Genomic DNA, 22,263 nt, shown 5'->3' on the forward strand with positions numbered 1-22,263 from the left:
AAAAAACACCGCAATAGCTGCGGTGTTTTTTATGACGGCTTGCTGTATTAAGCGGGCGCCTGGAGCTTGCCTTCCAATAGTTTTCTAATTTCAGGCATTTTATGCTCCAAATAATGGATGCTGGTGCTGCCTTTAATAAAGGCTTCATCCAATAGAAGCTGCTGATGCAAGGGGATATTGGTGTTAATCCCTTGTACTACCATTTCTGATAGCGCAATCCGCATTCTAGCCATCGCTTGCGCCCTGTTATCACCGTAGGTAATGATTTTACCGATCATCGAATCGTAATGCGATGGCACGGTATAGCCTTGGTAAACGTGAGAATCCACGCGTACACCGGGGCCACCGGGGGTATGGTAGGTGGTGATCTTACCCGGGCTAGGAATAAACTTGAGCGGGTCTTCTGCATTAATCCGGCACTCAATGGCGTGGCCTTTGAGTTTCACGTCTTTTTGCGTATAGCGCAGTGGCAAATTAGCGGCTACACGAATCTGCTCTTGCACAATGTCGATGCCGGTAATCATTTCGGTCACCGGGTGTTCAACTTGAACACGGGTATTCATTTCAATGAAATAGAATTCGCCGTTTTCAAATAAGAATTCAAATGTACCTGCGCCACGGTAATTAATTTTGCGGCAGGCAGCGGCACATCTTTCGCCGATTTGTTTACGCTGAGCTTCGGTAATACCCGGTGCTGGCGCTTCTTCAATCACTTTTTGGTGGCGGCGTTGCATGGAGCAATCACGCTCGCCCAGATAAATCGCATTGCCGTGCTGATCAGCTAAAATCTGGATTTCAATATGGCGCGGGTTCTGCAGGTATTTTTCCATGTAAACCATGGCATTACCAAAGAACTTTTCTGCTTCTGATTTGGTGAGCTCTACTGCGGCTACCAATTCTTCTTCGTTGTTGACCACACGCATGCCGCGGCCACCGCCACCGCCTGCAGCTTTAATAATCACTGGGTAGCCAACCGCTTTACCAATTTTCATTAGTTCCACAGGATCGTCTGGCAAGGCGCCATCGGAGCCGGGCACGCAAGGTACGCCTGCTTCTTTCATGGCGTCTTTGGCTGAGACTTTATCACCCATAAGACGGATGGATTCTGGGCGAGGGCCGATAAAGGCAAAGCCGGATTCTTCTACACGCTGGGCAAAGTCGGCGTTTTCACTTAAAAAGCCGTAGCCGGGGTGAATCGCTTGCGCTTCGGTGACTTCGGCGGCGGCAATCAGTGCTGGCACATTCAGGTAGCTTAAAGTCGAGGAAGCTGGTCCGATGCAAACCGATTCATCGGCTAATTTAACGTATTTTGCTTCGCGGTCGGCTTCGGAATGCACGACCACGGTTTTGATGCCCATTTCACGGCAGGCGCGCAAAATGCGCAGCGCAATCTCACCGCGATTGGCAATCAGAATTTTTTCAAACATGGTTTACTCCGGGCGGAGTGAGGCGTTAAACGGGGCAAAGCCACACCACTTAGCGCTCACTAGCAATGAATGATTAGCCAATAATAAACAGTGGCTCACCGTATTCAACCGGGCGGCCGTTTTCGACCAGGATGGCCTTGATCACGCCAGCCTTGTCGGCTTCGATTTCATTCAAGAGTTTCATGGCTTCGATGATGCACAAGGTATCACCCACATTAACTTGCTGGCCTACTTCTACAAAGTTTTTCGCTTCAGGCGATGAGGCGCGGTAGAAAGTGCCCACCATCGGTGATTTAGCCATAAAGCCTTCTGGCTGGGCTTCTACATCGGCGGCGACAGCAACAGCAACAGGGGCCGCTGCTGCAGGTGCGGCGGCAGGAGGCAGCTGGTATTGCATGGCTTGTGCGTAGGTAGGGATATTCTGATTAACACGGGTGATGCGAACGCGTTCTTCGCCTTCGGTCACTTCGAGTTCGGCAATGCCAGATTCTTCGACAAGATCAATCAGTTTCTTAAGTTTGCGCAAATCCATAGGGGTCTCCTCTCTATTATGAGAATTTTTGGGCTTTGATTAAATCAGGGGGCCTTGGGAGTAAAACGGAGTGCGAAATCCAGTGCGCATTCATAACCTTGTGCGCCTAGACCGCAGATAACGCCAACCGCGAGGTCGGAAAAATAGGAGTGATGCCTGAACGATTCACGTGCATGAACATTGGATAGGTGGACTTCAACAAAAGGAATATTCACCCCGGCCAGTGCATCGCGGATAGCCACACTGGTATGCGTAAACGCAGCAGGGTTAATGATGATAAAATCCGTGCCGTCCAAACGGGCAGCATGGATACGATCAATCAGTTCGTATTCGCGATTCGATTGGAATGCGTCAACGCGGGCAGCACGCAGTTGTCCCAGTTCAATGAGCTTGGAGTTGATGGTCTCTAGGGTATCAGCACCGTAGTGCTGCGGCTCTCTTGACCCTAGTAGGTTCAAATTTGGGCCATGTAGTACTAGGATATTGCGTGTGTTTTGCATCCGCTACTCGTTTTTGTTGCCTATCATTGGGCGAAGTTTGCCGCAGTATGTGCGAATTTGTCCAGAAAAAGTGGGTAATTTCGGCGATTTGCATTCTAAAACGTTTGTTTGAAAGCTCGCCAAGCCAATCCACAAGCGGGTTTTATCGTACAAGGCGATACATGCCTTGTAGTTTTGTTACACCTTAAAAAAGGCTTATTTTGTATGCAAGTAGCTGACTTTGATTACCATTTACCTGAGTCTTTAATTGCGCAGTTTCCGCCAGAGGTGCGTGGGGCAAGTCGTCTATTACATATCGATGGTCTGACTCGGGAAGATTCACACTTTAGCGCGCTACCGCAGTTTTTACGCGCAGGTGATGTGCTTATTTTTAACGATACCAAGGTGATTAAGGCTAGGGTGTTCGGTAAAAAGGATTCTGGTGGGGCGATTGAGGCACTGATTGAGCGCGTTTTAGATGAGCATACTGCGCTTGCCCATATCCGTTCATCCAAGGCCCCTAAGCCGGGTGCAAGGCTTATTTTTGCAGATCGTTGGCCTGCTACCATGATCGAGCGCAAAGAAGATCTATTCAAATTGCAGTTTGATGGTGAAGAAAGTGTATTAGATATCTTAGAGCAGGCGGGGCAGCTACCTTTGCCACCTTATATTACCCATACGCCTGATGGTGAGGATGCCAAGCGCTATCAAACCATTTATGCGCGTGACCCTGGTGCCGTTGCCGCGCCAACGGCAGGTTTACACTTTACTGAAGGTTTACTCACACAATTACAGGCAATGGGCGTGAAAACCGGTTATCTCACTTTGCATGTGGGAGCAGGTACTTTCCAGCCTGTGCGAGTGGATGATATTGCAGAACACACCATGCACCACGAGCGCTATTCTATTCCTGCAGCTACCATTGCCCTGATTGAAGAGGCGAAGGCACAGGGTGGGCGCGTGATCGCGGTAGGGACAACTAGCCTGCGTGCATTGGAAGCGGCCTCACAGCAGGGCTTTCTGGCCCAGCCAGAGGGCGACACCAATATCTTTATTACACCGGGTTACCAGTTCCGGGTGGTTGATCGCTTAATTACTAACTTTCATCTGCCTAAGTCCACTCTTTTGATGTTGGTGGCGGCATTTGTAGGTTTTGAGGAAATGCGCAGCGCTTATCAGCATGCTGTAGAGAAGGAATATCGTTTCTTTAGCTATGGTGATGCGATGCTTTTGGAGCCAAAGGCTTCAGTATAAAGGCAGCATTGGGGCTGTTTCGGTTGATGCTCTAGCTACGCCTGTGCGTTTATCAGCAGGTGCGTGGCATTTTTACGCGGCAAGCGCGTTGCTTTGCCCGTGGCTTGGCGGTAATCTTGCCGCCCGCGCTGGACTGTGTTTCCGGCAGCGTTTATGGAATAAAAAATGTTGAAATTTGAATTAAAAACCACCAGCGCTGGCGCGCGTCGCGGCACGATGACTTTAAATCATGGCGTGGTAGAAACCCCAGTGTTTATGCCCGTAGGCACGTATGGCACGGTAAAAGCCATGACGCCGCGCGATTTAAAAGAAATTGGCGCGCAAATTTGTCTCGGCAATACTTTCCATCTTTGGCTGCGCCCGGGCTTAGAAGTGGTCGAGCAGTTCGGTGGCCTGCATGAATTTATGGGCTGGGATAAACCGATCCTGACTGATTCGGGTGGTTTCCAAGTCTTTAGCTTGGGCGCGATGCGCAAAATCACCGAAGAAGGTGTGACTTTCCAAAGCCCGGTGAATGGCGATAAATTATTTTTAACGCCAGAAGAATCAATGAAAATCCAAACGGTGCTTAATTCTGACATCGTGATGATTTTTGACGAATGCACACCGTATCCGGCTGATCGCAAACAAGCTGGCGATTCGATGCGGATGTCTTATCGTTGGGCTAAGCGCTCACGCGCTGAATTTGATGCGCAGCAAAACCCTAATGCGCTGTTTGGTATTGTGCAGGGCGGGATGTATGAAGACCTGCGCGATGAATCGATTGCCGGTCTGTTAGAAATTGGTTTTGATGGCATGGCCATTGGTGGTTTATCGGTGGGCGAGCCTAAGGAAGATATGGAGCGCATTCTGGCCCATACCGCACCTAAATTGCCAGTGAACAAGCCTCGCTATTTAATGGGCGTAGGCACGCCTGAAGACCTTGTGTATGGGGTGAGTCAGGGTATTGATATGTTCGATTGCGTGATGCCCACTCGCAACGCAAGAAATGGCATGTTATTTACGCGCTTTGGCGATGTAAAAATCAAAAATGCTAAACACAAGCTTGATAAGCGCCCTTTAGACGAGACGTGCACCTGCTATACCTGCAAAAACTTTAGCCGCGCTTATCTGCATCATTTATTCCGCACGGGCGAGATTTTGGCCGCTCAGCTCAATACCATCCACAACTTGCATTACTATCAAGTGTTGATGGCAGAGATGCGCGCTGCAATTGAGGCGGATCAATTTACCAGTCATGTAGCGCAATTCCACGCAGATCGTGCGCGCGGTGTAGATTGATTTAAGGTGGCTGTGCACTACGCAGTGCTAAAAAAAACGGCATAGCTTGCGCTATGCCGTTTTTTATTAGATTGCCGTATTACTTAGCTAATTCCAGCTCATGTTTTACGGGCAGGGCAATTTTGTTTTCTGTGCTGTATTGGTAGTCATGAAAAATATGCTCAGCTGACAGAATCTGGTAGCTACCATCTTCGTGCTTGTGGCTGGTATCTTTCAGGCGATAGGTGTAGTGACCACAGGTCCAGCAATCAAAATTGCGCATATGCGTGCAAAGGCAGGTTTTATCCATCACTTTGATACGCTTTGCATCAGGTTGGATGGCGATTTCGCGGTTATAGGCCTCGATATAGCTGCAGCTGCCCTTGGCATCAAGCAGATAGCCGTAAGCCTCGCAGTTGGGGCGGATACCTGCACCAATCGACGGGCTGTTTTTTAGCATGCGCATTGGATAGCCCGTTGGGGATATCTGGTTAACTTCAATATTGTCTTCGCTGGTTTTGAAGTATTCCTGCTGCACATTGGCAGGCAGGCCGCATTCTTCCGATACGGTAAAGCGAGTCGCTACTTGAACTGCAGCAGCACCTGCCTCTAGGTAGGCTGCTGCATCCGAGCCGGTAAAGATGCCGCCAGCGGGAATAATCGGGATATCTAAGTGCTCATCCCGCATAAACTGGCTAATTTCGGCAACAATGGTTGCCAGATCGTATTGCGCCCAATCCATACCAAAGCCTAAGTGCCCCCCGGCTAATGGGCCTTCCACCACAACATAATCGGGCAGACGGTTGAGCTTGGCGTTTTTACGCAGAAATAATTGCAAGGCACGGACTGAAGAAACAATGATTCCCAGCTTGGCATCTCTAAAACGCGGGTGATTTTCGATCAGCCCCATCGATCCTAGATGCAAACCCGCGGCCAGCGTAATCCCGTCGATACCTGCATCAAGCGCTGCCGTTAAACGAACCCGAAGTGTTTCTTTCGGGGCGTTCATGGTGAGTTTTTCCATGCAGTTGATAAAAACCAGTCCTTCTCCACGCTTGGCTTCCATGGTTTTACTCACGTGCAGCTTGGTGGCTTCTTCCAGGCGACCTAAATCAAACTGAACTTCGGATTTATCCGAGTTCGTTACATTGTGTTTGTATTGCTGGAGCTTTTCTTTAACTTGCTTGGTTTTGTAGCGACGATCAGTCACTGTGTTGATCATGGCGTCTGAAATATGGCCAACACCGCCGAGGCGAGCTGCTTCAAGCGCCAGATCTGCAGTGGAAATATCAACACCCATACCGCCAATCATGATCGGCACTAACTCTTTTTTACCGAAGCGAAGGCGGAAATCATCTACACGTTTCATCGTTTGTACTTTAACCAAGTAATAAAAAGGGGCTAAACCTTATATGCACCGCATATTTTTCATCGTAATAACACCACGAGGGTGGGGATTTTGCTGGTAAATTCAAATTAAAATGAGCATTTGAATTACGGTAATTGTTGCTTTACCGCTATTTTCTGCGCTTTTTATCCCTCTCACCCCATGATTTTAATGAAATTATCTCACCATTTATGGATCAATTTATCATTTAAATCAGCCAGCTAGCGCTGCTTTTTGCAATGTGATGAGATCTTTAATCCCTTTTTCTGCTAAATCTAATAATGTATTCATTTCTGCACGGCTAAATGCTTCACCTTCAGCGGTTCCTTGTACTTCTACAAATTTTCCGCTGCCAGTCATCACCACATTCATATCGGTTTCGCAGTCAGAATCTTCCGGATAATCCAAATCTAACACGGCAACACCTTTATACACACCTACCGAAATAGCGGCTACATGCTCACGAATGGGTGATTTGCTGAGCTTGCCAGCGGCAATCAAACCATTAATTGCATCCGTTAGCGCTACAAATGCGCCAGTAATGCTGGCGGTACGCGTGCCGCCGTCTGCCTGGATGACATCGCAATCAATCACAATCTGGCGCTCGCCTAAGGCGGCCATATCCACAACTGCACGTAGTGAGCGGCCAATGAGGCGCTGAATTTCTTGGGTGCGGCCGCTTTGCTTGCCCTGAGCGGCTTCACGGCGCATACGGGTATTGGTAGAGCGTGGCAGCATGCCGTATTCGGCGGTTACCCAGCCTTGCCCCTTACCTTTTAAAAAAGGCGGCACATTTTCTTCTACCGAAGCGGTGCAGAGGACTTTAGTATCGCCAAACTCGATTAAGACCGAGCCTTCAGCATGGCGAGTGTATTGGCGAGTAATGCGGACACTGCGAAGTTCATCGCTAAGGCGTGAGGAAGGGCGCATGACGGGTCTCGTTATAATGTAAGTTTTGGCGATTATACCTTTGCTAGGGCGTTTCTAACGCCCTGCAAGGCCTGAGCCTGCAATAAGTCACACTGACACACTACAGTGACCATGTGACTGATATGTGGCGAAGCTAAAGAAGTTTGTTCAGATAGAGAGACATACGATAAAAATGGGTTGTGGCCATGGTGTTTATCCCCTGTGTGGTATCAGTACTATTTTTTGAAAATCAGCCCCAGTATTGTAAATAGCACAGGCTGATGGAGTAGATAAATAAGCAGGCTATGCCGCCCCAGCCAGCGAACGGGCGCCAGAGACTTGGCCGCACCTGTGTTCAGCCAGTTTGCGGGTATAAGGGTTTGGGCCGAGACGCCTAGTAAAACAACACCAAACCAAGGCAGTAGCGGCACATAATCTTCGGTTATCGGCTTGTAGGTCATCATGCCCAGCCAGGCGAGGGCGGGGAGATTAAACAGCGGTGCTTGCAGATAATTGCCCAGTGCAATACAGGCAAGGCCCAGCACGATGCTTAGTCCTGTTTTTTTGACGAAAAAGGGGGCAAGCAGCCCCGCCACAAAAAAGAAATGCAGCACGCCAAACCAAATGATTGCATGTGGGAAAATAAACCAGCTGCCTAGCGTGGCCGCCCCTGCACAGGCTAAGAGCTTTATTTGACGCTTGATGCTGAATTGAGCAGCTGCAGAGAAACCAGCGACAGCTGCAAACAGGGTGACGATTAAAGTGCGTAGCGCCACCCATTCAGGATCAGTGTCGGTGCGGACAGCGAGCTGGCCAAAATAAGCCAGATCGAAGCAAAAATGGAAAAAAACCATGAGTACAACGGCAAGCCCCCGGAGTAAATCGGGGAGAGGACTGCGTACTTTTGAGGGCGTGGGCATTATTTAGAATATTTTTGAATGGCAGCCTGAATTTCGGCAATCGCCGCTTCGATATCCTCATCCGTAATATTGGCACCCACAGATGAAGGATCAATATGCGTGCTGATGGTGTTGAAATCTAATTTTTGAGTGGAAACAAAAGCATTTTCAGAAAAGAACTGATCATCTGCATCGTGCCAGTTAATGCCTAGCGCGCTGATATTGTCTGAAAATTTACCGCCGTGTAATTCGGCTTGATCCATTAACTGCGGGATAGAAAACAGCACAGGAAACGAAGATAAAAAATGGATCAGCTGGCTTTCTGTAACACCACCCCACAGACCATCAGTGCAAAGCAGCAGGGTATCGTTATCGCATAGTACTATTTTGCCACCCAGCTCAATTTCTGGTTTGAGTGTGCCACCCAGACAATTATAAATTTTGTTGCGTTCAGGATGAAATAAGGCTTCTTCGGCGGTGATTTTTCCATCATTCAATAGTTTTTGAACTTTGGAATGATCTTTGGTTTGTAGCAAAATTTCGTTTTTGCGTAGCAAATAAAGCCGCGAATCGCCTACATGTGCCCAATGCAAAATACCATCCTGAATAATCCCCGCTACAACCGTAGTGCGGGGAATCTCAAGTAACTGATGCTTGCTGGCGTAATCAAAAATCGCACGGTGGCATTGCATTAAGGCATCTTGCAAAAATTGATTCGGGCTTTTTAGTATGGGCTGTGCTTTTTTCTGAAACTGATCTGTGAGCAACTCAACGGCGATTTGCGCGGCAATCTCGCCGTGTAAATGCCCGCCCATGCCATCAGCGACGACGAGCAGCAGCGCATCCCGGCTATATGAATAGCCAAGGCGATCTTGATTATATTGCCGTCCGCCTTGGCGGCTATTTTGATATACGGTGAATTTCATTCTGTTTCCAGCTGGCCTTTATTTGAATACTCCACCCATTTACGGCGCAGTGTATTAACAATGCCAGTACGTTTAACTGGGGCTGAGCCACGTTCTAAAAGTTGTTTTTGTAATTGCGGCACGCTTTGCGGCCTTTGGCTTGGATCAAGGCTTAGGCAGGCAGAGATCAGCTCGAGCAGCTCGGGCGAGTAGCGATCGCCATATCGATCATGCAGTTTAAGTACCTTATCTTCTTTTAAGCGCTGATCGGCGGCCTGTGGTGCGGTACCGGCAATACAAGCGAAAAGACTGGCTCCCACGCCATAAATATCGGTCCATGGGCCATGTGCATCTTTTTTATTATATTGCTCGGGCGCGGCAAAACCCGGCGTATACATCGGGGTGAGCTTGCTTTGCTCTAAGGCCAGTGTTTGGCGGGCCGAACCAAAATCAAGTAATACAGGCGAGCCATCTTTGCGGATATAAATATTGGCGGGCTTGATATCTAAGTGCAGCAGCTTATTGAGGTGAACTTCGCGTAAACCATTAAGTAAATGATAAAACACATGGCGAATCAGCCCCTCATCCACCCCGCCTCTGCTGTGCTTGAGCTGGATTTCTTTTTGCAAAGTGCGACCACGCTCGTATTCCATCACCATGTAAACAGTGTCATTTGCACGGAAAAAATTGCGCACCCGTATAATGTTGGGATGCTGAATATGAGCAAGGGTTTTACCCTCTTCAAAAAAACACTTTAAGCCGTGGCGGAACAAAGCGATATTCTCTTCGCTACGTGCCTGTACTAGTTCGCCTTCGGTTCTCAGTGCTAAAGAATTAGGTAAATACTCCTTGATGGCGACGGGGTAATCTTTTTCATCATGCGCCAGATACACAATGCTAAAGCCACCTGCCGACAGCAGTTTAGCGATCGTGTAGTTCTGTAATTGATAGCCGCGTGCGAGCGGTTGATTGCTTGGGGTTGCCATCCGTGTCTTTTCGTTATACTTGTGTATCTGTTAATTCTGATTTCAGCCTGAGGGAATGTAAAGCAAATCCCTTTAAAGGAGCTCTAATGATTTTAAGCATGACTGGTTTTGCCTCTGTTCAGCGCGAATTGCCAGGTGGCACGCTGAGTATCGAGCTCCGTTCGGTGAATCACCGTTTTCTAGATCTTACACTGAGAACGCCCGAAGAGCTGCGTCCTTTTGAAGGAGCGATTCGTGAACGGGTGGCTGCCAAATTAGCCCGTGGCAAAGTAGAGTGCCGGGTAAACTGGAATGCGCGTGCTGGTGGTGAGTCGGCCTTACAACTGAATACCGAGTTATTGCAACAACTATTAGCCGCTGCCGCAGTGGCTAAGAAAATTGCCCCTCTGGCTGCCGAGCTTCAGTTGGGCGAGTTATTGCGCTGGCCGGGGGTGCTTTCTGCCCAAGTGGCCGCACCAGAATCACTCGGCGCTGCTTGCCTGGAAGTGTTGGGCGAGGCGCTAACCGATTTTAGCGCCAGCCGTGGCCGTGAAGGCGATAAGCTCAAAGCACATTTATTAGAGCGCATCGCAGGCATGCAAGCGATTGTGGATCAAGTCACCCCACTGATCCCGCAACTAGCCGCATCTTATGAAGCCAGAATGAAAGCGCGCTTTTTAGATGCACTGGGCACCATGGACGACGACCGCGTTCGCCAGGAAATTGTGATCTTTGCGCAAAAAATTGATATCGACGAAGAGCTCTCACGCCTAAACGCCCACTTTAGCGAAATTCGCCGCATCCTAGATAAAGGCGGCTCCGTCGGCAAACGCCTCGATTTCCTCATGCAAGAGCTTAACCGCGAAGCGAATACCCTAGGCTCGAAATCAGTTAGCGCCGAAACCAGCCGTGCTTCGATCGAGCTAAAAGTATTGATTGAGCAGATGCGAGAGCAAATTCAGAATATTGAGTAGTGTTTTAGCCTTGCTTTACGCGCTCGTAAAAGCTAAGCCCAGCAATTGCTGGGCTTAGCTTTTTATTAATCAAGTGTTTATATCCACGTCTCTCACTGTGCTACAACTTAAATTTCGCTCAAAATTCACGTAGTCAGCCCCTGGCTTGAGTCTGTAAAGCTGTGCCATGCGGCCACCTGATGGGGTTTTTTCTTCGCTGATATCAAAGATATTGGAGGCTTCTACCCGGCGCATTAAGCTTTTACGTTGTACCGGTTTTTCGATAATGGTTTCAATGACTGATTTTAATTGGGCAATGGTAAATTGCGTGGGCAGACAAAATACTGGCGTCATTGAGTAGAGTGTTTTTTGCTGCAAGCGTAGCCTTGCGGCTTCAATAATGTGCAGGTGATCGAAAGCGAGCTCTAGGCTGGGTAGCTCTTTGTAATTAACCCAGCTTGCAGATTCTACACTGGTGATCTGGGGGCTGACGGCTTGATAGGCCACCAAGGCAAAGTAGGCGAGTGTGACGCTAAAGCCACGCGGATCGCGTGCAGGGCCTGATATCACTTGTAGCTGTTCCAAATATCCCGGATTTAAGCCCGTTTTGGCTTGTAACTTTCTGCGTGCTGTTGCATCGGTATTTTGATCTTGTATGGTGTCGATAAATCCCCCCGGCAAGCCCCAGTAGCCTATAAAAGGCGCTTGTGCGCGCTTAACGAGCAGCACCAGTAGTTGCTCGTTTTCCACGGTAAATAAAACACTGTCGACGGTAAATAAGGGGTTTGTATATTCTGTACTCATGCTTGGCTCGGCTTGTGTCTCTAAGACATTATAAGGCATATGCCTGATTTGTTTTTAGCATAATCTGCATGCTAATGATTGACATAGTGTCACAGGGACACTATTATGGCGATAACGCTTCAGCTCTTAAGTAAATGCTTGTCGTAACTCAATATTGGGTGATCATGATGGATGAATGTTCTAGCCGCTTTTATTTACCCCGTTTAGAAAGCCAAGGGGAAGAATATAAGCATTTTCAATTTGGTGCCGGTGAAAGTCATTTTCAAATTCTGACTCAAACAGCCCGCCATGTAGAAATCATGTTTCGCTATACGGGGGACCAATCCATCATTCAACTGCTTTTATTGAATGATGCCTTAAAGCGGCAGGGCGCTGAATTAATTGATCTGTACATCCCTTATTTCCCCGGTGCGCGGCAAGATAGGGTGTGCAACCAGGGAGAGGCACTTTCTGTAAAAATTTATGCTGATTTAATTAATCTGCAAAATTTTAATCGGGTGACCATTTTTGATCCGCATAGCGATGTTACAGCGGCTTTATTAAATAAAGTCCACGTTGTTAAAAATCATCAACTGATTAAAGAGGTGATGGTCGAGATTGGTAAAGAAATTATTCTTATTTCTCCCGATGCAGGGTCAAATAAAAAAATATTTGATTTATCTGTACAGCTGGGCGGATTAGAAGTAATTAGGGCCGATAAAGTACGTGATGTGAGTAATGGCCAGATTATTGATACTGAAGTCTATTGCGATGATTTAGGTGGAAAAACCTGCGTCATCATTGATGATATCTGCGCCGGTGGCCGCACTTTTATGGAGCTGGCTAAAAAGTTAAAAGCTAAAAATTGCGGAAAGATTGTTTTAATTGTTTCGCATTATGAGGGCGTGGCTAAAGAAGCCGATTTACGCGCCAGTGGAATCGAGGCTATCTTTAGCACCAATAGCCTGAAAGATATAGCAAGCTCTGATTTTTTAAAAATAAAAGACATCTGGTCCTTTATGCCTTTTATGTCAAATCAAGGAGTATCAAAATGAACTTGAATCCAGTGACTGCCATTGATGGTTATAAAGTAGACCATCGCAGACAATATCCTGATCAAACTGAAATTGTATTTAGTAATTTAACTGCCAGAACCACGCGCAGAACATACACCGATAAAATGGTTTTTTTTGGCCTGCAGTATTTTATTAAAGATTTTCTGATTAAAGGCTGGAATGCTGACTTTTTTCAACAACCCAAAGCAGCGGTAATCAGCCGTTTTGAGCGGCGTATTAATAATTATCTAGGCCCCAATAATGTGGGCACTCAGCATATTGCTGATTTGCACGATCTGGGCTATTTGCCGATTAAAATCATGGCATTGCCTGAAGGATCGGTTTACCCACTGCGTGTGCCATGCCTTGTTATTTTTAATACCGATGAGCGTTTTTTCTGGCTGACTAATTATCTCGAAACGATTCTTTCGACCAATATCTGGGGCATGTGCACCAGTGCAACGACGGCACATGAATATAAAAAAATTCTGACCCGATATGCTTTGGAAACAGACGGCAGTACTGATTTTGTAAACTGGCAAGGGCATGATTTTAGTTTTAGAGGTATGTTTGGTGCAGAAGCAGCAGCCATGAGTGGTGCTGCGCATTTATTAAGCTTTACCGGCACCGATACCATTCCGGCGATTGATTTTCTGGAAGATTATTATCTGGCCGATAGCGACAAGGAATTGGTTGGCGGTAGCGTAGCAGCCACCGAGCATTCGGTGATGTGCGCGGGTGGAATGGAAAATGAATTAGAAACATTCCGCCGTTTAATCGAAGATATCTATCCAGCTGGGATTGTGAGTATTGTGTCTGATTCCTGGGATTTCTGGCAGGTGATGACCGATTTTACTGTGCAGCTAAAAGATAAAATATTGGCTAGAAATGGTAAGGTGGTATTTAGGCCTGATACTGGATCACCAGTAAAAATGATTTGCGGCGATGCCACTGCGCCTCTTGGTAGCCCGGAATATAAAGGTGCAATTGAATGTCTGTGGGAAGTATTTGGTGGCACAGAAAGTAGCAAGGGCTATAAGCAGCTTGATCCGCACGTAGGATTAATTTATGGTGATTCAATTACTATTGAAATTGCCGAGGCTATTTGTGCAGGCTTAAAAGCCAAAGGCTTTGCTTCAACCAATGTGGTATTTGGTATTGGCAGCTATACCTATCAATATGTCACTAGAGATACCGATGGTTTTGCAGTAAAAGCAACTTTTGCAAAAATTTCCGGGACCGACAAAGAAATATTCAAAGCACCTAAAACTGGTGATGGTACAAAAAACTCTGCTAAAGGTTTAGTGGCTGTATATAAAAACCAACAGGGTGAGTTTTATTTAAAAGATCAGGCTAGCTGGAGCGATGTTTACAATTGCGAATTTATTCCTGTATTTGAAAATGGAAAAATTCTGAATGAAGTGAGTCTTGCCGAGGTAAGAGCTAGATTAGCTGCAGATTGTTAATTGAGTTGATGTAAGCGGGTGAGCCAGTCTCACCCTTTTTTTTAAGCGCTGTTATATTTACCAATCACTTCAGGAGAATGCAATGAATTCGTTTCAACGTTTGCTGTTAGGTGCAATGGTTTTGACTACGTTTCAAGCAGGGGCGGCAGCGCCTATGGTAAAAACCTCGGCACCGGGGTTTTATCGAATGATGCTGGGTGATTTTGAAATAACGGCCTTATCAGATGGCACGGTGTCGCTGCCTATGAGTGATCTTTTAAAAAATACCAGTAAGGCTAAAGTTGAAAAGACTTTAGCAAAGTCTTATTTATCTAGCCCATTAGAAACCTCGGTGAACGCCTATTTAATTAATACCGGCGAGAAATTGGTTTTGGTGGATACGGGCGCGGCAGGTTTATTTGGCCCAACACTGGGGCATTTTGGCGAGAGCTTAAAAGCTGCGGGTTATTCGCCAGAACAAATTGATGAGGTCTATATCACCCATTTGCATGGCGATCATATGGGCGGGCTAATGGCGGGGGATCAATTGGCTTTTCCGAATGCCGTATTACGGGTGGATCAGCGTGATGTGGATTTTTGGTTAAGTCAGGCCAATATGGATGCTGCGCCAGCTGATAGCAAAATGTATTTCCAGGGCGCAATGGCTTCGGTGAATCCCTATATCAAGGCAGGTAAGCTGAAAACGTTTAATGGCGATACCGATTTAATTTCCGGAGTTAAAGCTGTAGCCACTAATGGCCATACAGCGGGCCATAGTATTTATAAAGTGCAAAGCAAGGGACAAACGTTGGTGCTGTGGGGGGATTTAATGCATGTTGCCGCCGTACAATTTGCCAAGCCCAGTATCACGATTCAATTTGATAGCGATAGTAAGGCTGCGGCTAAAGAGCGTAAAAAGGCCTATGCCGAAGCAGCTAAAGAAGGCTATATGATTGGCTCTTCACATATTTCTTTTCCGGGGCTGGGGCATTTGCGGGCAGCGGGCAAGGGCTATGAGTGGCTACCAGTGAATTATTCGCCGATGTATGGAAAGTAGTTGGGGGGATGCTCATTTTAAAAAAGCCGAAGCAATTCGGCTTTTTTATTGAAAGTTCAAGCCAATCCTATCGACTAAAGGTAAAAAACAGGGCAAAGCTTGGTTTGGCTTAGGGTGTGCAAGTCGTTTTTTTGCGCACCGCACTCGGTGCGTAATGACTACGTTGTTGTACACCCTAAGAAATGCCAATTCATCTTAAGACAAAAGCTTAAGTTGATAGGATTGACTCTAAAGCTCTGTGCCCTCTGTGTTTCAAGAGTAGGTTTTTGCTAACTAATATCAATTATTCAAACAACACTAAACACCGCTCCTTTTGCTTAGGATGCGGGATGACGGTGGATGCTATGCCGTAAGCGGTGCTTAAGAGGGCCGGGGTGAGAACTTCTTGGGGTGTGCCGTAGGCGACGGTGCTGCCGTTTTTGAGCAGCAGTAAATGGCTGCACCAGCGGGCGGCGAGGTTTACATCGTGCAGCACAACGGCAACAGCGATATTTTCGGTCTGGGCCAAGCGACTGACCACGGCGAGTAAATCGTGCTGATGGCGAGGGTCCAAGCTGGCGGTGGGCTCATCCAGTAGTAAATAACGCGGCTGGCTTGGGTTAGCAAGAATTTGCAGCAGCACGCGGGCAAATTGCACGCGCTGTTGCTCGCCGCCCGATAGCTGGGTGTAGCGGCGCTTGGCCAGATGGCTGATATCGGCGAGCTGTAAAACCTTTAAACTTAAGCTGTACACCGTGTGGGGCGAGAGCTCGGCAAAGGGGTAAGCGCCCATGGCGATCACTTCTTCGACCCCCAGATCGAAAGCCAGAGTTGGGTTTTGTGGCAGCACGGCACGCTGGCGGGCGAGCTTCGCCGCTGGCATTTCAGCAATATTTTCCCCTTTGAGGCAGATTTCACCCTGATCGGCTTTGATCTCGCCAGACAGCAGCGAGAGCAGTGTGGATTTGCCTGCGCCATTGGCACCCAAAATGGCCGTTACTTCACCGGCACGCAGCTCCAATGAAACATCATTCAAAATCAGCTGCTTGGCGCGTTTAAAGTAAAGATTTTGAGCATTTAATAAGCTGGGCATTTATTTTTCCATACAAGGGTATTCAGTGCATTAGGGGGGCTTTAGCTGCGAATAAGGGTTTTCGCAGCTGAAGCCGCTCCTAATTAGGCACTCGGTTTATTTTCGTGAAATCAATAGCCAAATAAAGAAAGGCCCACCGATCAGGCTGGTGACAATGCCGATAGGCAGCTCGGCAGGCTGGGCAACAAGGCGGGCAACGCAGTCGGCGGCGACGAGTGCAATTGCACCTGCCAGCATCGAGGCAGGTAATAAACGTCGGTGATCTGCACCCAGTACCATTCTGATCAAATGCGGTACAACCAGCCCCACAAAGCCAATTCCTCCGGTTGCCGCCACCAGCGGGCCAATTAATAGCGCGGTGAGCAATACTAATTTGCGGCGGATGGCCTTCATGGGAAAGCCTAAATGCTGCGCTTCGCGCTCACCCAAAAGCAGCGCATTCATGGCGCGCCAGTGGCGCAGAATCAGGGCCGAAATCACCAGTAGGGCAGGGCTTAGCACGCTAAGCAAAGACCATGTGCCACCTGCTAGGCTGCCCATACTCCAGAATGTAAGGCTGCGTAGTTGATTATCGTCAGCCATATAGGTCATTAGCCCAATCAGGCTGAAGCAGATGGCATTGATCGCAATCCCCGCCAGTAGCAGCCCGGCAATGCCCTGATAATGTTTACCTAAGTGATAAGCCAGTGCTGTGGCAATCAGGCTGCCCGTAAAAGCGGCCGGAGCCAGCACCATTAAGCTGCCCCCGCCTAATAAAATCGCAGCAACAGCACCTAAAGATGCGCCCGAGGTAATGCCCAAAAGACCGGGTTCGGCCAGTGGGTTTCTAAATAAAGCCTGCATGGCTGCGCCGGTGAGGGCTAACACCGCACCTGCTAGTGCGCCAAATAAGACACGTGGCAAACGCATATCCAGCAAAACACTTTGCCAGAGCTGCTGCTCCGTGCCGATTTCAAATCTGGGGCTGAAGATTAATCGAGGTAACTCGCTAAGTGGAATGGCAACTGCGCCACTGCTGGCTGAAAGCATCATCAGCAAAATAAGCAAGCCGCCTAAGGCCCACAGCAGCCAGTTAGAAAACTGTGGCAAGGTTGTGCTGGGCTGGCTTATTGCGGTCATGACAAATCCTGATACAAGGGGAGTAAGAGCAGCGGATGCAGGGTTTGCATCCGCTTATGATTGCTACTTGGCCGAAACATGTTGCAGCTGTAGGGTGGGTGCAACCCGCTGTTTTCGTGGCTTTGCATGGCAAAGTTCGGCGGATTTCACCGGCCCTACTTCGATACTTGTTTCAGCTGTTGCAAAGCTTCTGGCAGACGGGGGCCAAAGCCGAGCAGAAGTAAGTCGTCCATCACCACAATTTTTTTGTTTTTGGCTGCAGGTGTTTGTGCAAGCCCCGGCATGGCAAGTACTTTTTCCATACCGCCAAGGTTTTGCATCGACATGCTGGAGAGCACAATCACATCCGGCTGTAGCGCGGCGATGCTTTCCATGGATAGCGGCTTGTAGCCGTGTTGCTTGGCTAACACATTGTTTAAGCCCGCTAATTTCAAGATGGCATCGGCCGAGGTTTCATTACCTGCGCCTTCAGGGCTGCCGCTACGACTAATCAACAGCAGGGCGCGTGTATTGCTGGCTGGGACTTGAACCACATCACGTTTAAGCTTGGTGATGATGCTCTTGCCTTTTTCCTCTTCCTGCAAAGCGCTGGCAATCCCCGCGATACGTTTTTCTAGCGCCGCCAAATTAGGTGCGCTAGGCAGCACAATCACAGGTACACCGGTGCGTTGTAGCCTTGCCAAGGCTTCTGGCGGGCCAGCCTGATCAGATGCTAGGATCAAATCAGGCTTTTGCGATAACACGCCTTCTACCGAAAACGAGCGGTAGTAACCCACTTTGGGCAATTTATTGGCAGCAGGCGGGTAGACGCTCGATTGATCGACCGCCACTAAACGCGCTTCGGCGTCTAGCGCGTAAACGATTTCAGTGAGCGCTCCGCCAAGCGTGACGATTTTCTTAGGGGCAGCGGCCAGGGCTGGGTTAAGTAGCGTCAGTAAAACAGACGCAATAAGCCATTTTTTCATGGAATTAGCCTGCCAGTGGGGTGCTGCAAAGATCGCACATCAGCTTGCGCCATTCTGGCAACTCAGGCACGCCCGGTTTTCTCACGCCAAAGAATTGCACAATCAGCTCGCCGCCATCGGTGTAAACCTCTAGCGATGTAACCCAGCCGTCGCTGGTCGGTTTGTTGACTACCCAGCACTCGCTAATGGCGGTGGTGTTGAGGTGCAGATTAAACATCGGATCAAGAATATTGAACCAAGGGCCGGTGCGTAATAGTTTTTCAACGGTGCCAGAGTGGATCTGCACCATGCCACGATTGCTGACAAAGCACATGATCGGCAGTTTTTCTGCTGCAGCGCGATGCAGCATGATTTCGGTGGCATCAATCGCCACGCGCTGTGCCAGATCATCACCCGCTGCTTTTAATGCGGCCAAGCGGGTTACTTTATGTTTGCCCAGCATCGGGAAAAAGCCGTGGGTGTCGGTCAGGCTAAGCCAGTGTTCGCGCAAGGCGGCGTTATCCTGGCAATCGCCACGCGTGGAGTCGATCGGGTAAGCTTCGATATGCATTGCCGGGATTTCAGTGGCGGCAAGCAGGCTAACAAAGGCGTCAAAAGCGGCAGCGTCGCTTTTTTCAGTTAAGTAAACTTTATGGATGGCTTCCCCTGCGCCATCAAAAAACTGCACGCTACGGCGGCCGTTTTCACTCACGGCAAAAGCGTGTTTCCAGTAGCTAAAAAACATCCGCAGATCGATATCTTTACCCAGCACCATGCCAACCGGGCCTGTTGCATGGATTTCTTCATAGCGGCCATGGCGCTCGTGCACACACCAGTCATTGCGGCTTAGTACCATCACTTCGCCAAGATTTTGTAGCTGGATAAAAATTTCCTGCGGTGTGCCATTGAGCGCAATGGCGGTCACGCCGCATTGCGCAGCAACCAGCTCGGCTTCGGATACTTGCAAGCGGGCCGCGCGATCACGGGCGCGCAGTTTAGGCTCGGCAGCGGCCAGCGCATCGTAGTTGGCTTTCAGTACGGCGGTGCGTTCTTGAGTAGATTGTGCGTGCATGGTGTGTCCTTATTGATTGGTTGATATTGCTTTGGGTGGAGTGCGCCTTATGTGCACTAACTAAAGTCAAAAAGATTTTTTAAGTGCCTTCGGCACGTTGATTTTTGGAGCGGTAGCCACCACGGGGGCGTTCTTTTCTTGAACGGCCAAGAAAAGAACCAAAAGAAGGCCGCCCCGGGCAGCACAAACCCCCTCTCTGCGGACAATCGAGCGGCGGCTGCGGAACTCGCTTCGCTCAGACAGGCATCAAAGAAACCCCGCCCGCTTGTTCCTCGATTCGGCGTGCTTCAAGGGGACTTTAAAAAGCCCCATGCCACGAGAAGCGATAAATTAATCATTACAGGAGTTGAAAATGCTCAAAAGCTTATTGGGAGCAACTTAATTCAAAGCCTGTTTTTCTCCGTGAAACTCCGTGTTCTCCGTGTTCTCCGTGGTTTCCGTGTTTCAAGGTTTGGGTTTTCCTGAGCAACATACGCTAGCTTTTAAAACCGCCAATCCGCCGATATCCGTACATTGCGGCCCGGTTGGGTGTAGCGGTCTAGTGCGCTGTTATTGGCGGCTAGGAAACGCACATCGCTGTCGTTCCAGTATTTTTGGTCTGCAATATTAAACACACCGCCGGAGAGTTTTAGATCCTTGATCGGGCTCCACCAGAGTGCTAAATCAATGGTGCCGTAGCCGGGGCTTTTAAAGTAATTAGCTTGAGATACGCGGCTTTTGGCGCTGGCTGCGGTGAGCAGCGCATTGCCGCCCCATTGCTCTTTGCTGTATTCAAGGCCGAGCACCGCTTTTAATGGCGCAACGCTATCGAGCGATTCATGGGTGCTTTCATTGCGGCCAACTGTCCAGGCCATATTGCTCCATGTGCGCCAGTCCTTACTGATTTGCCAGTGGGCACGGGCTTCTGCGCCGTAAATGCGTACACGGCTCTGGTTTTGGTTTTGGAAGGTGATCTCGGTGCCTGGTACGCACAGTGGGTCGCCAGGGCAGATATCGACTTGCTCGATAAAATCTTTGTAGCGATTATCAAAGGCCGTAAAGCTTCCGCCCACTGTGCTGTTGCCTAAGCGTGCACCCAGCTCTACACCACGGCTGGTTTCGGGCTGCAAATCAGGATTAGCAATGGCGGCGTAGCCTTGGTTCGGCGAGATATAGCTGCTGTTTAGCTCCATCGCGCTTGGGGCGCGAAAGCCTTCGCTGTATTGGCCAAACAGGGTGATTTGTTCGGCAATTTTCCAGCTAGCGGCCAGCTTAGGCGATACCTTGGCATCATCTAGCGGCACCGCTTTACCACCCTGGCTGATAAATTCTGCGTCGAGCTCAGGGCGCAGCTTAAAGGCGTCATAGCGCAGCGATGGGGACAGTAAAATGCGCCCGTCATCCCAGCCCATTTCATTCTGGGCGTAAATACCCCACTGGGTGGTTTGGGTCTTGGGCACATCGCGCACGGGTGTGATGGTGCCGGTACGCAGGGCGGCTAAATCGTTCTGCAGCCACTCGCCGCCGATGGTCCAATGCTGGCTGATCGGGCCTGCGATGCGTTTTTCGATTAAGCCCGAAATGCCCACCATATCCTGATCGTAAATAGATAAGCGCTGCCAGCTGGCTATATTGCGCCGCTGTTGAGTAGAGGTTTGCTCGTTATTCTGGGTCTGGTAATAAAGCTTGGCCTGCGCCGCATCAATCAGGCCTTGCGCCGGTGCTGTGTAGCTGTAATCCAGCGACACGCGGCTGCGGGTCTGAATATCATTAGCCTCGCTGCTGATAATCGATCGCGTCATCGGTGCCCCGATATCGGTGTAAACCGTGGTATCGACTTCGTTGCGATAGTTTTCTGCGGCCATGGCCAGCTTGTGGCCGTTTTCAAAGTAGTGCTCTACTTTTGCCATCACGCTGCGCTTATTTGTGTCTTGCGGATTAGCCGTGGTGCGGTGGTAATTCTGGCTATCGACTGTGCCCTTGGTTTCGAATTCATGGCCTTGGCGTTGAGCCGCCTGCAGCAGCCAGAAAGTGTCTTGATTAAATGCACCGGCTACGGCGGCTTGTACACTCAGGCCCTGATCGCTGCTGTCGTAATCTGATTTAACTTGGCCCGCAAAATTACCGCGTCCGCGGAGTAAATCAGTAGGGGATGTGGTACGCAGGCCCACTACACCGCCTAATGCATCCGAGCCGTAAAGCGTGGATGAAGGGCCGCGCGCTACTTCAATTGCACTGAGCTGGCTGAAATCAACCTGATCGCGGCCACTGTTCTGATACGCTCCGAAAGCAAAAGCATCAGGCAGACGAATGCCATCCACCAGCATTAGTACACGGTTGCCTTCGAGGCCACGCACATTCACGCTGGATAAACCGTAGCGGCCATTGCGGCTGATATTAATGCCTGGCTCTTCGCTGGCTAAATCGCGGTAATTCTTGATAAAGCCGCGATCAAGCTCGGAGCGATCGGTGCTGCTGACTGAAGGTGGCAATTCGTCGAGTTTTTTATCGGTACGCGTTGCAGTCACTACCACAGGCTCAAGCTGAGCGGCGGGGGCAGAGGCATTGGCCGCGAATGCACTTTGCAAAGTGGCGCTATGGTTGGCTGCGAATGCACTTTGCAAAATGGTGGCTAAAAGAGTGAGTGCGATGGCGTGAGTGCTGCGTTGCATACTAATTCCTGATAAGTGCCGTGATTTGCTAGCTGCGGCCAATTCGGCGAGGTGCGGTGCTGCAAGGGCGGTTAGAACTTGTGAGGCAGTTTTCT

At 49.1% G+C, this 22,263-nt stretch carries 20 protein-coding genes; 6 read left to right on the top strand and 14 right to left on the bottom strand.

Annotation, left to right across the window (positions count from 1 at the left end; genetic code table 11):
- Nucleotides 1–47: 47 nt before the first annotated feature.
- The 3 genes from accC to aroQ form a co-directional block, all read right to left on the bottom strand.
- Nucleotides 48–1,427 (bottom strand): acetyl-CoA carboxylase biotin carboxylase subunit, encoded by a 1,380-nt coding sequence (gene accC, locus VN23_RS01320; protein WP_046351045.1) that lies wholly within the window; start codon nucleotides 1,425–1,427, stop codon nucleotides 48–50.
- A gap of 73 nt (nucleotides 1,428–1,500) precedes the next feature.
- Nucleotides 1,501–1,959: an acetyl-CoA carboxylase biotin carboxyl carrier protein gene (gene accB / locus VN23_RS01325; protein ID WP_046351046.1), complete on the bottom strand. Its 459-nt coding sequence runs from the start codon at nucleotides 1,957–1,959 to the stop codon at nucleotides 1,501–1,503.
- Nucleotides 1,960–2,003: 44 nt separating this feature from the next.
- The gene (aroQ, locus tag VN23_RS01330) at nucleotides 2,004–2,459 is read right to left on the bottom strand and encodes a type II 3-dehydroquinate dehydratase (RefSeq protein ID WP_046351047.1); all 456 of its coding nucleotides are present in this window, start codon (nucleotides 2,457–2,459) and stop codon (nucleotides 2,004–2,006) included.
- Nucleotides 2,460–2,663: 204 nt separating this feature from the next.
- Between aroQ and queA the strand changes: the two genes are divergently transcribed.
- Together queA and tgt are read left to right on the top strand one after the other, a co-directional pair.
- Entirely contained in the window at nucleotides 2,664–3,692 is a 1,029-nt protein-coding gene (gene queA, locus VN23_RS01335; RefSeq protein WP_046351136.1) for a tRNA preQ1(34) S-adenosylmethionine ribosyltransferase-isomerase QueA, read from the top strand.
- Between the two features lie 165 nt (nucleotides 3,693–3,857).
- Nucleotides 3,858–4,973: a tRNA guanosine(34) transglycosylase Tgt gene (tgt, locus tag VN23_RS01340; RefSeq protein ID WP_046351048.1), complete on the top strand. Its 1,116-nt coding sequence runs from the start codon at nucleotides 3,858–3,860 to the stop codon at nucleotides 4,971–4,973.
- A 79-nt stretch (nucleotides 4,974–5,052) separates the two neighbouring features.
- Here the strand turns inward: tgt and VN23_RS01345 are convergent, their stop codons facing one another.
- The 5 genes from VN23_RS01345 to VN23_RS01365 form a co-directional block, all read right to left on the bottom strand.
- Nucleotides 5,053–6,321: a nitronate monooxygenase gene (locus VN23_RS01345; RefSeq protein ID WP_046351049.1), complete on the bottom strand. Its 1,269-nt coding sequence runs from the start codon at nucleotides 6,319–6,321 to the stop codon at nucleotides 5,053–5,055.
- Nucleotides 6,322–6,552: 231 nt separating this feature from the next.
- Nucleotides 6,553–7,269, bottom strand: a complete 717-nt coding sequence (gene rph, locus VN23_RS01350; RefSeq protein WP_046351050.1) for a ribonuclease PH — start codon at nucleotides 7,267–7,269, stop codon at nucleotides 6,553–6,555.
- Nucleotides 7,270–7,484: 215 nt separating this feature from the next.
- Complete coding sequence (locus VN23_RS01355; RefSeq protein ID WP_046351051.1) at nucleotides 7,485–8,168, bottom strand: heparan-alpha-glucosaminide N-acetyltransferase; 684 nt, start codon at nucleotides 8,166–8,168, stop codon at nucleotides 7,485–7,487.
- A complete protein-coding gene (locus VN23_RS01360) occupies nucleotides 8,168–9,073 on the bottom strand; it encodes a PP2C family protein-serine/threonine phosphatase (RefSeq protein WP_046351052.1) in 906 nt (301 codons plus the stop codon). The genes VN23_RS01355 and VN23_RS01360 overlap by 1 nt, the downstream gene beginning before the upstream one ends.
- Entirely contained in the window at nucleotides 9,070–10,038 is a 969-nt protein-coding gene (locus tag VN23_RS01365) for a serine/threonine protein kinase (protein WP_046351053.1), read from the bottom strand. Before VN23_RS01365 ends, VN23_RS01360 begins: the two co-directional genes overlap by 4 nt.
- Nucleotides 10,039–10,124: 86 nt before the next feature.
- On the opposite strand from VN23_RS01365, the gene VN23_RS01370 reads away from it, so the two are divergent.
- On the top strand, nucleotides 10,125–10,991 hold the full coding sequence (locus VN23_RS01370; RefSeq protein WP_046351054.1) for a YicC/YloC family endoribonuclease: 867 nt from the start codon (nucleotides 10,125–10,127) through the stop codon (nucleotides 10,989–10,991).
- Between the two features lie 69 nt (nucleotides 10,992–11,060).
- Here the strand turns inward: VN23_RS01370 and VN23_RS01375 are convergent, their stop codons facing one another.
- A complete protein-coding gene (locus tag VN23_RS01375; RefSeq protein WP_156455094.1) occupies nucleotides 11,061–11,774 on the bottom strand; it encodes an NUDIX domain-containing protein in 714 nt (237 codons plus the stop codon).
- Between the two features lie 164 nt (nucleotides 11,775–11,938).
- On the opposite strand from VN23_RS01375, the gene prs reads away from it, so the two are divergent.
- The 3 genes from prs to VN23_RS01390 all read left to right on the top strand — a co-directional run bounded on the left by prs (nucleotide 11,939) and on the right by VN23_RS01390 (nucleotide 15,310).
- Complete coding sequence (prs, locus tag VN23_RS01380) at nucleotides 11,939–12,808, top strand: ribose-phosphate diphosphokinase (protein WP_046351137.1); 870 nt, start codon at nucleotides 11,939–11,941, stop codon at nucleotides 12,806–12,808.
- Nucleotides 12,805–14,274, top strand: coding sequence for a nicotinate phosphoribosyltransferase (locus tag VN23_RS01385; protein ID WP_046351056.1), 1,470 nt, complete (start codon nucleotides 12,805–12,807; stop codon nucleotides 14,272–14,274). The genes prs and VN23_RS01385 overlap by 4 nt, the downstream gene beginning before the upstream one ends.
- An 82-nt stretch (nucleotides 14,275–14,356) precedes the next feature.
- Nucleotides 14,357–15,310 carry an MBL fold metallo-hydrolase gene (locus tag VN23_RS01390; protein WP_046351057.1) on the top strand — a complete coding sequence of 318 codons (954 nt, stop codon included), beginning with the start codon at nucleotides 14,357–14,359 and terminating at the stop codon, nucleotides 15,308–15,310.
- A 283-nt stretch (nucleotides 15,311–15,593) separates the two neighbouring features.
- Here VN23_RS01390 and VN23_RS01395 read toward each other — a convergent pair whose 3' ends face one another.
- From VN23_RS01395 to VN23_RS01420, 5 genes are all read right to left on the bottom strand, one after another.
- Complete coding sequence (locus VN23_RS01395; protein WP_046351058.1) at nucleotides 15,594–16,382, bottom strand: heme ABC transporter ATP-binding protein; 789 nt, start codon at nucleotides 16,380–16,382, stop codon at nucleotides 15,594–15,596.
- Nucleotides 16,383–16,478: 96 nt separating this feature from the next.
- Entirely contained in the window at nucleotides 16,479–17,501 is a 1,023-nt protein-coding gene (locus VN23_RS01400; protein ID WP_082752540.1) for a FecCD family ABC transporter permease, read from the bottom strand.
- 155 nt (nucleotides 17,502–17,656) lie between these two features.
- Complete coding sequence (locus VN23_RS01405; RefSeq protein WP_046351059.1) at nucleotides 17,657–18,466, bottom strand: heme/hemin ABC transporter substrate-binding protein; 810 nt, start codon at nucleotides 18,464–18,466, stop codon at nucleotides 17,657–17,659.
- Nucleotides 18,467–18,470: 4 nt separating this feature from the next.
- Entirely contained in the window at nucleotides 18,471–19,517 is a 1,047-nt protein-coding gene (locus VN23_RS01410) for a hemin-degrading factor (protein ID WP_046351060.1), read from the bottom strand.
- A 482-nt stretch (nucleotides 19,518–19,999) separates the two neighbouring features.
- The gene (locus tag VN23_RS01420) at nucleotides 20,000–22,168 is read right to left on the bottom strand and encodes a TonB-dependent hemoglobin/transferrin/lactoferrin family receptor (RefSeq protein WP_046351062.1); all 2,169 of its coding nucleotides are present in this window, start codon (nucleotides 22,166–22,168) and stop codon (nucleotides 20,000–20,002) included.
- Between the last annotated feature and the right edge of the window lie 95 nt (nucleotides 22,169–22,263).

Source organism: Janthinobacterium sp. B9-8, assembly GCF_000969645.2.
Taxonomy (GTDB): domain Bacteria; phylum Pseudomonadota; class Gammaproteobacteria; order Burkholderiales; family Chitinibacteraceae; genus Iodobacter.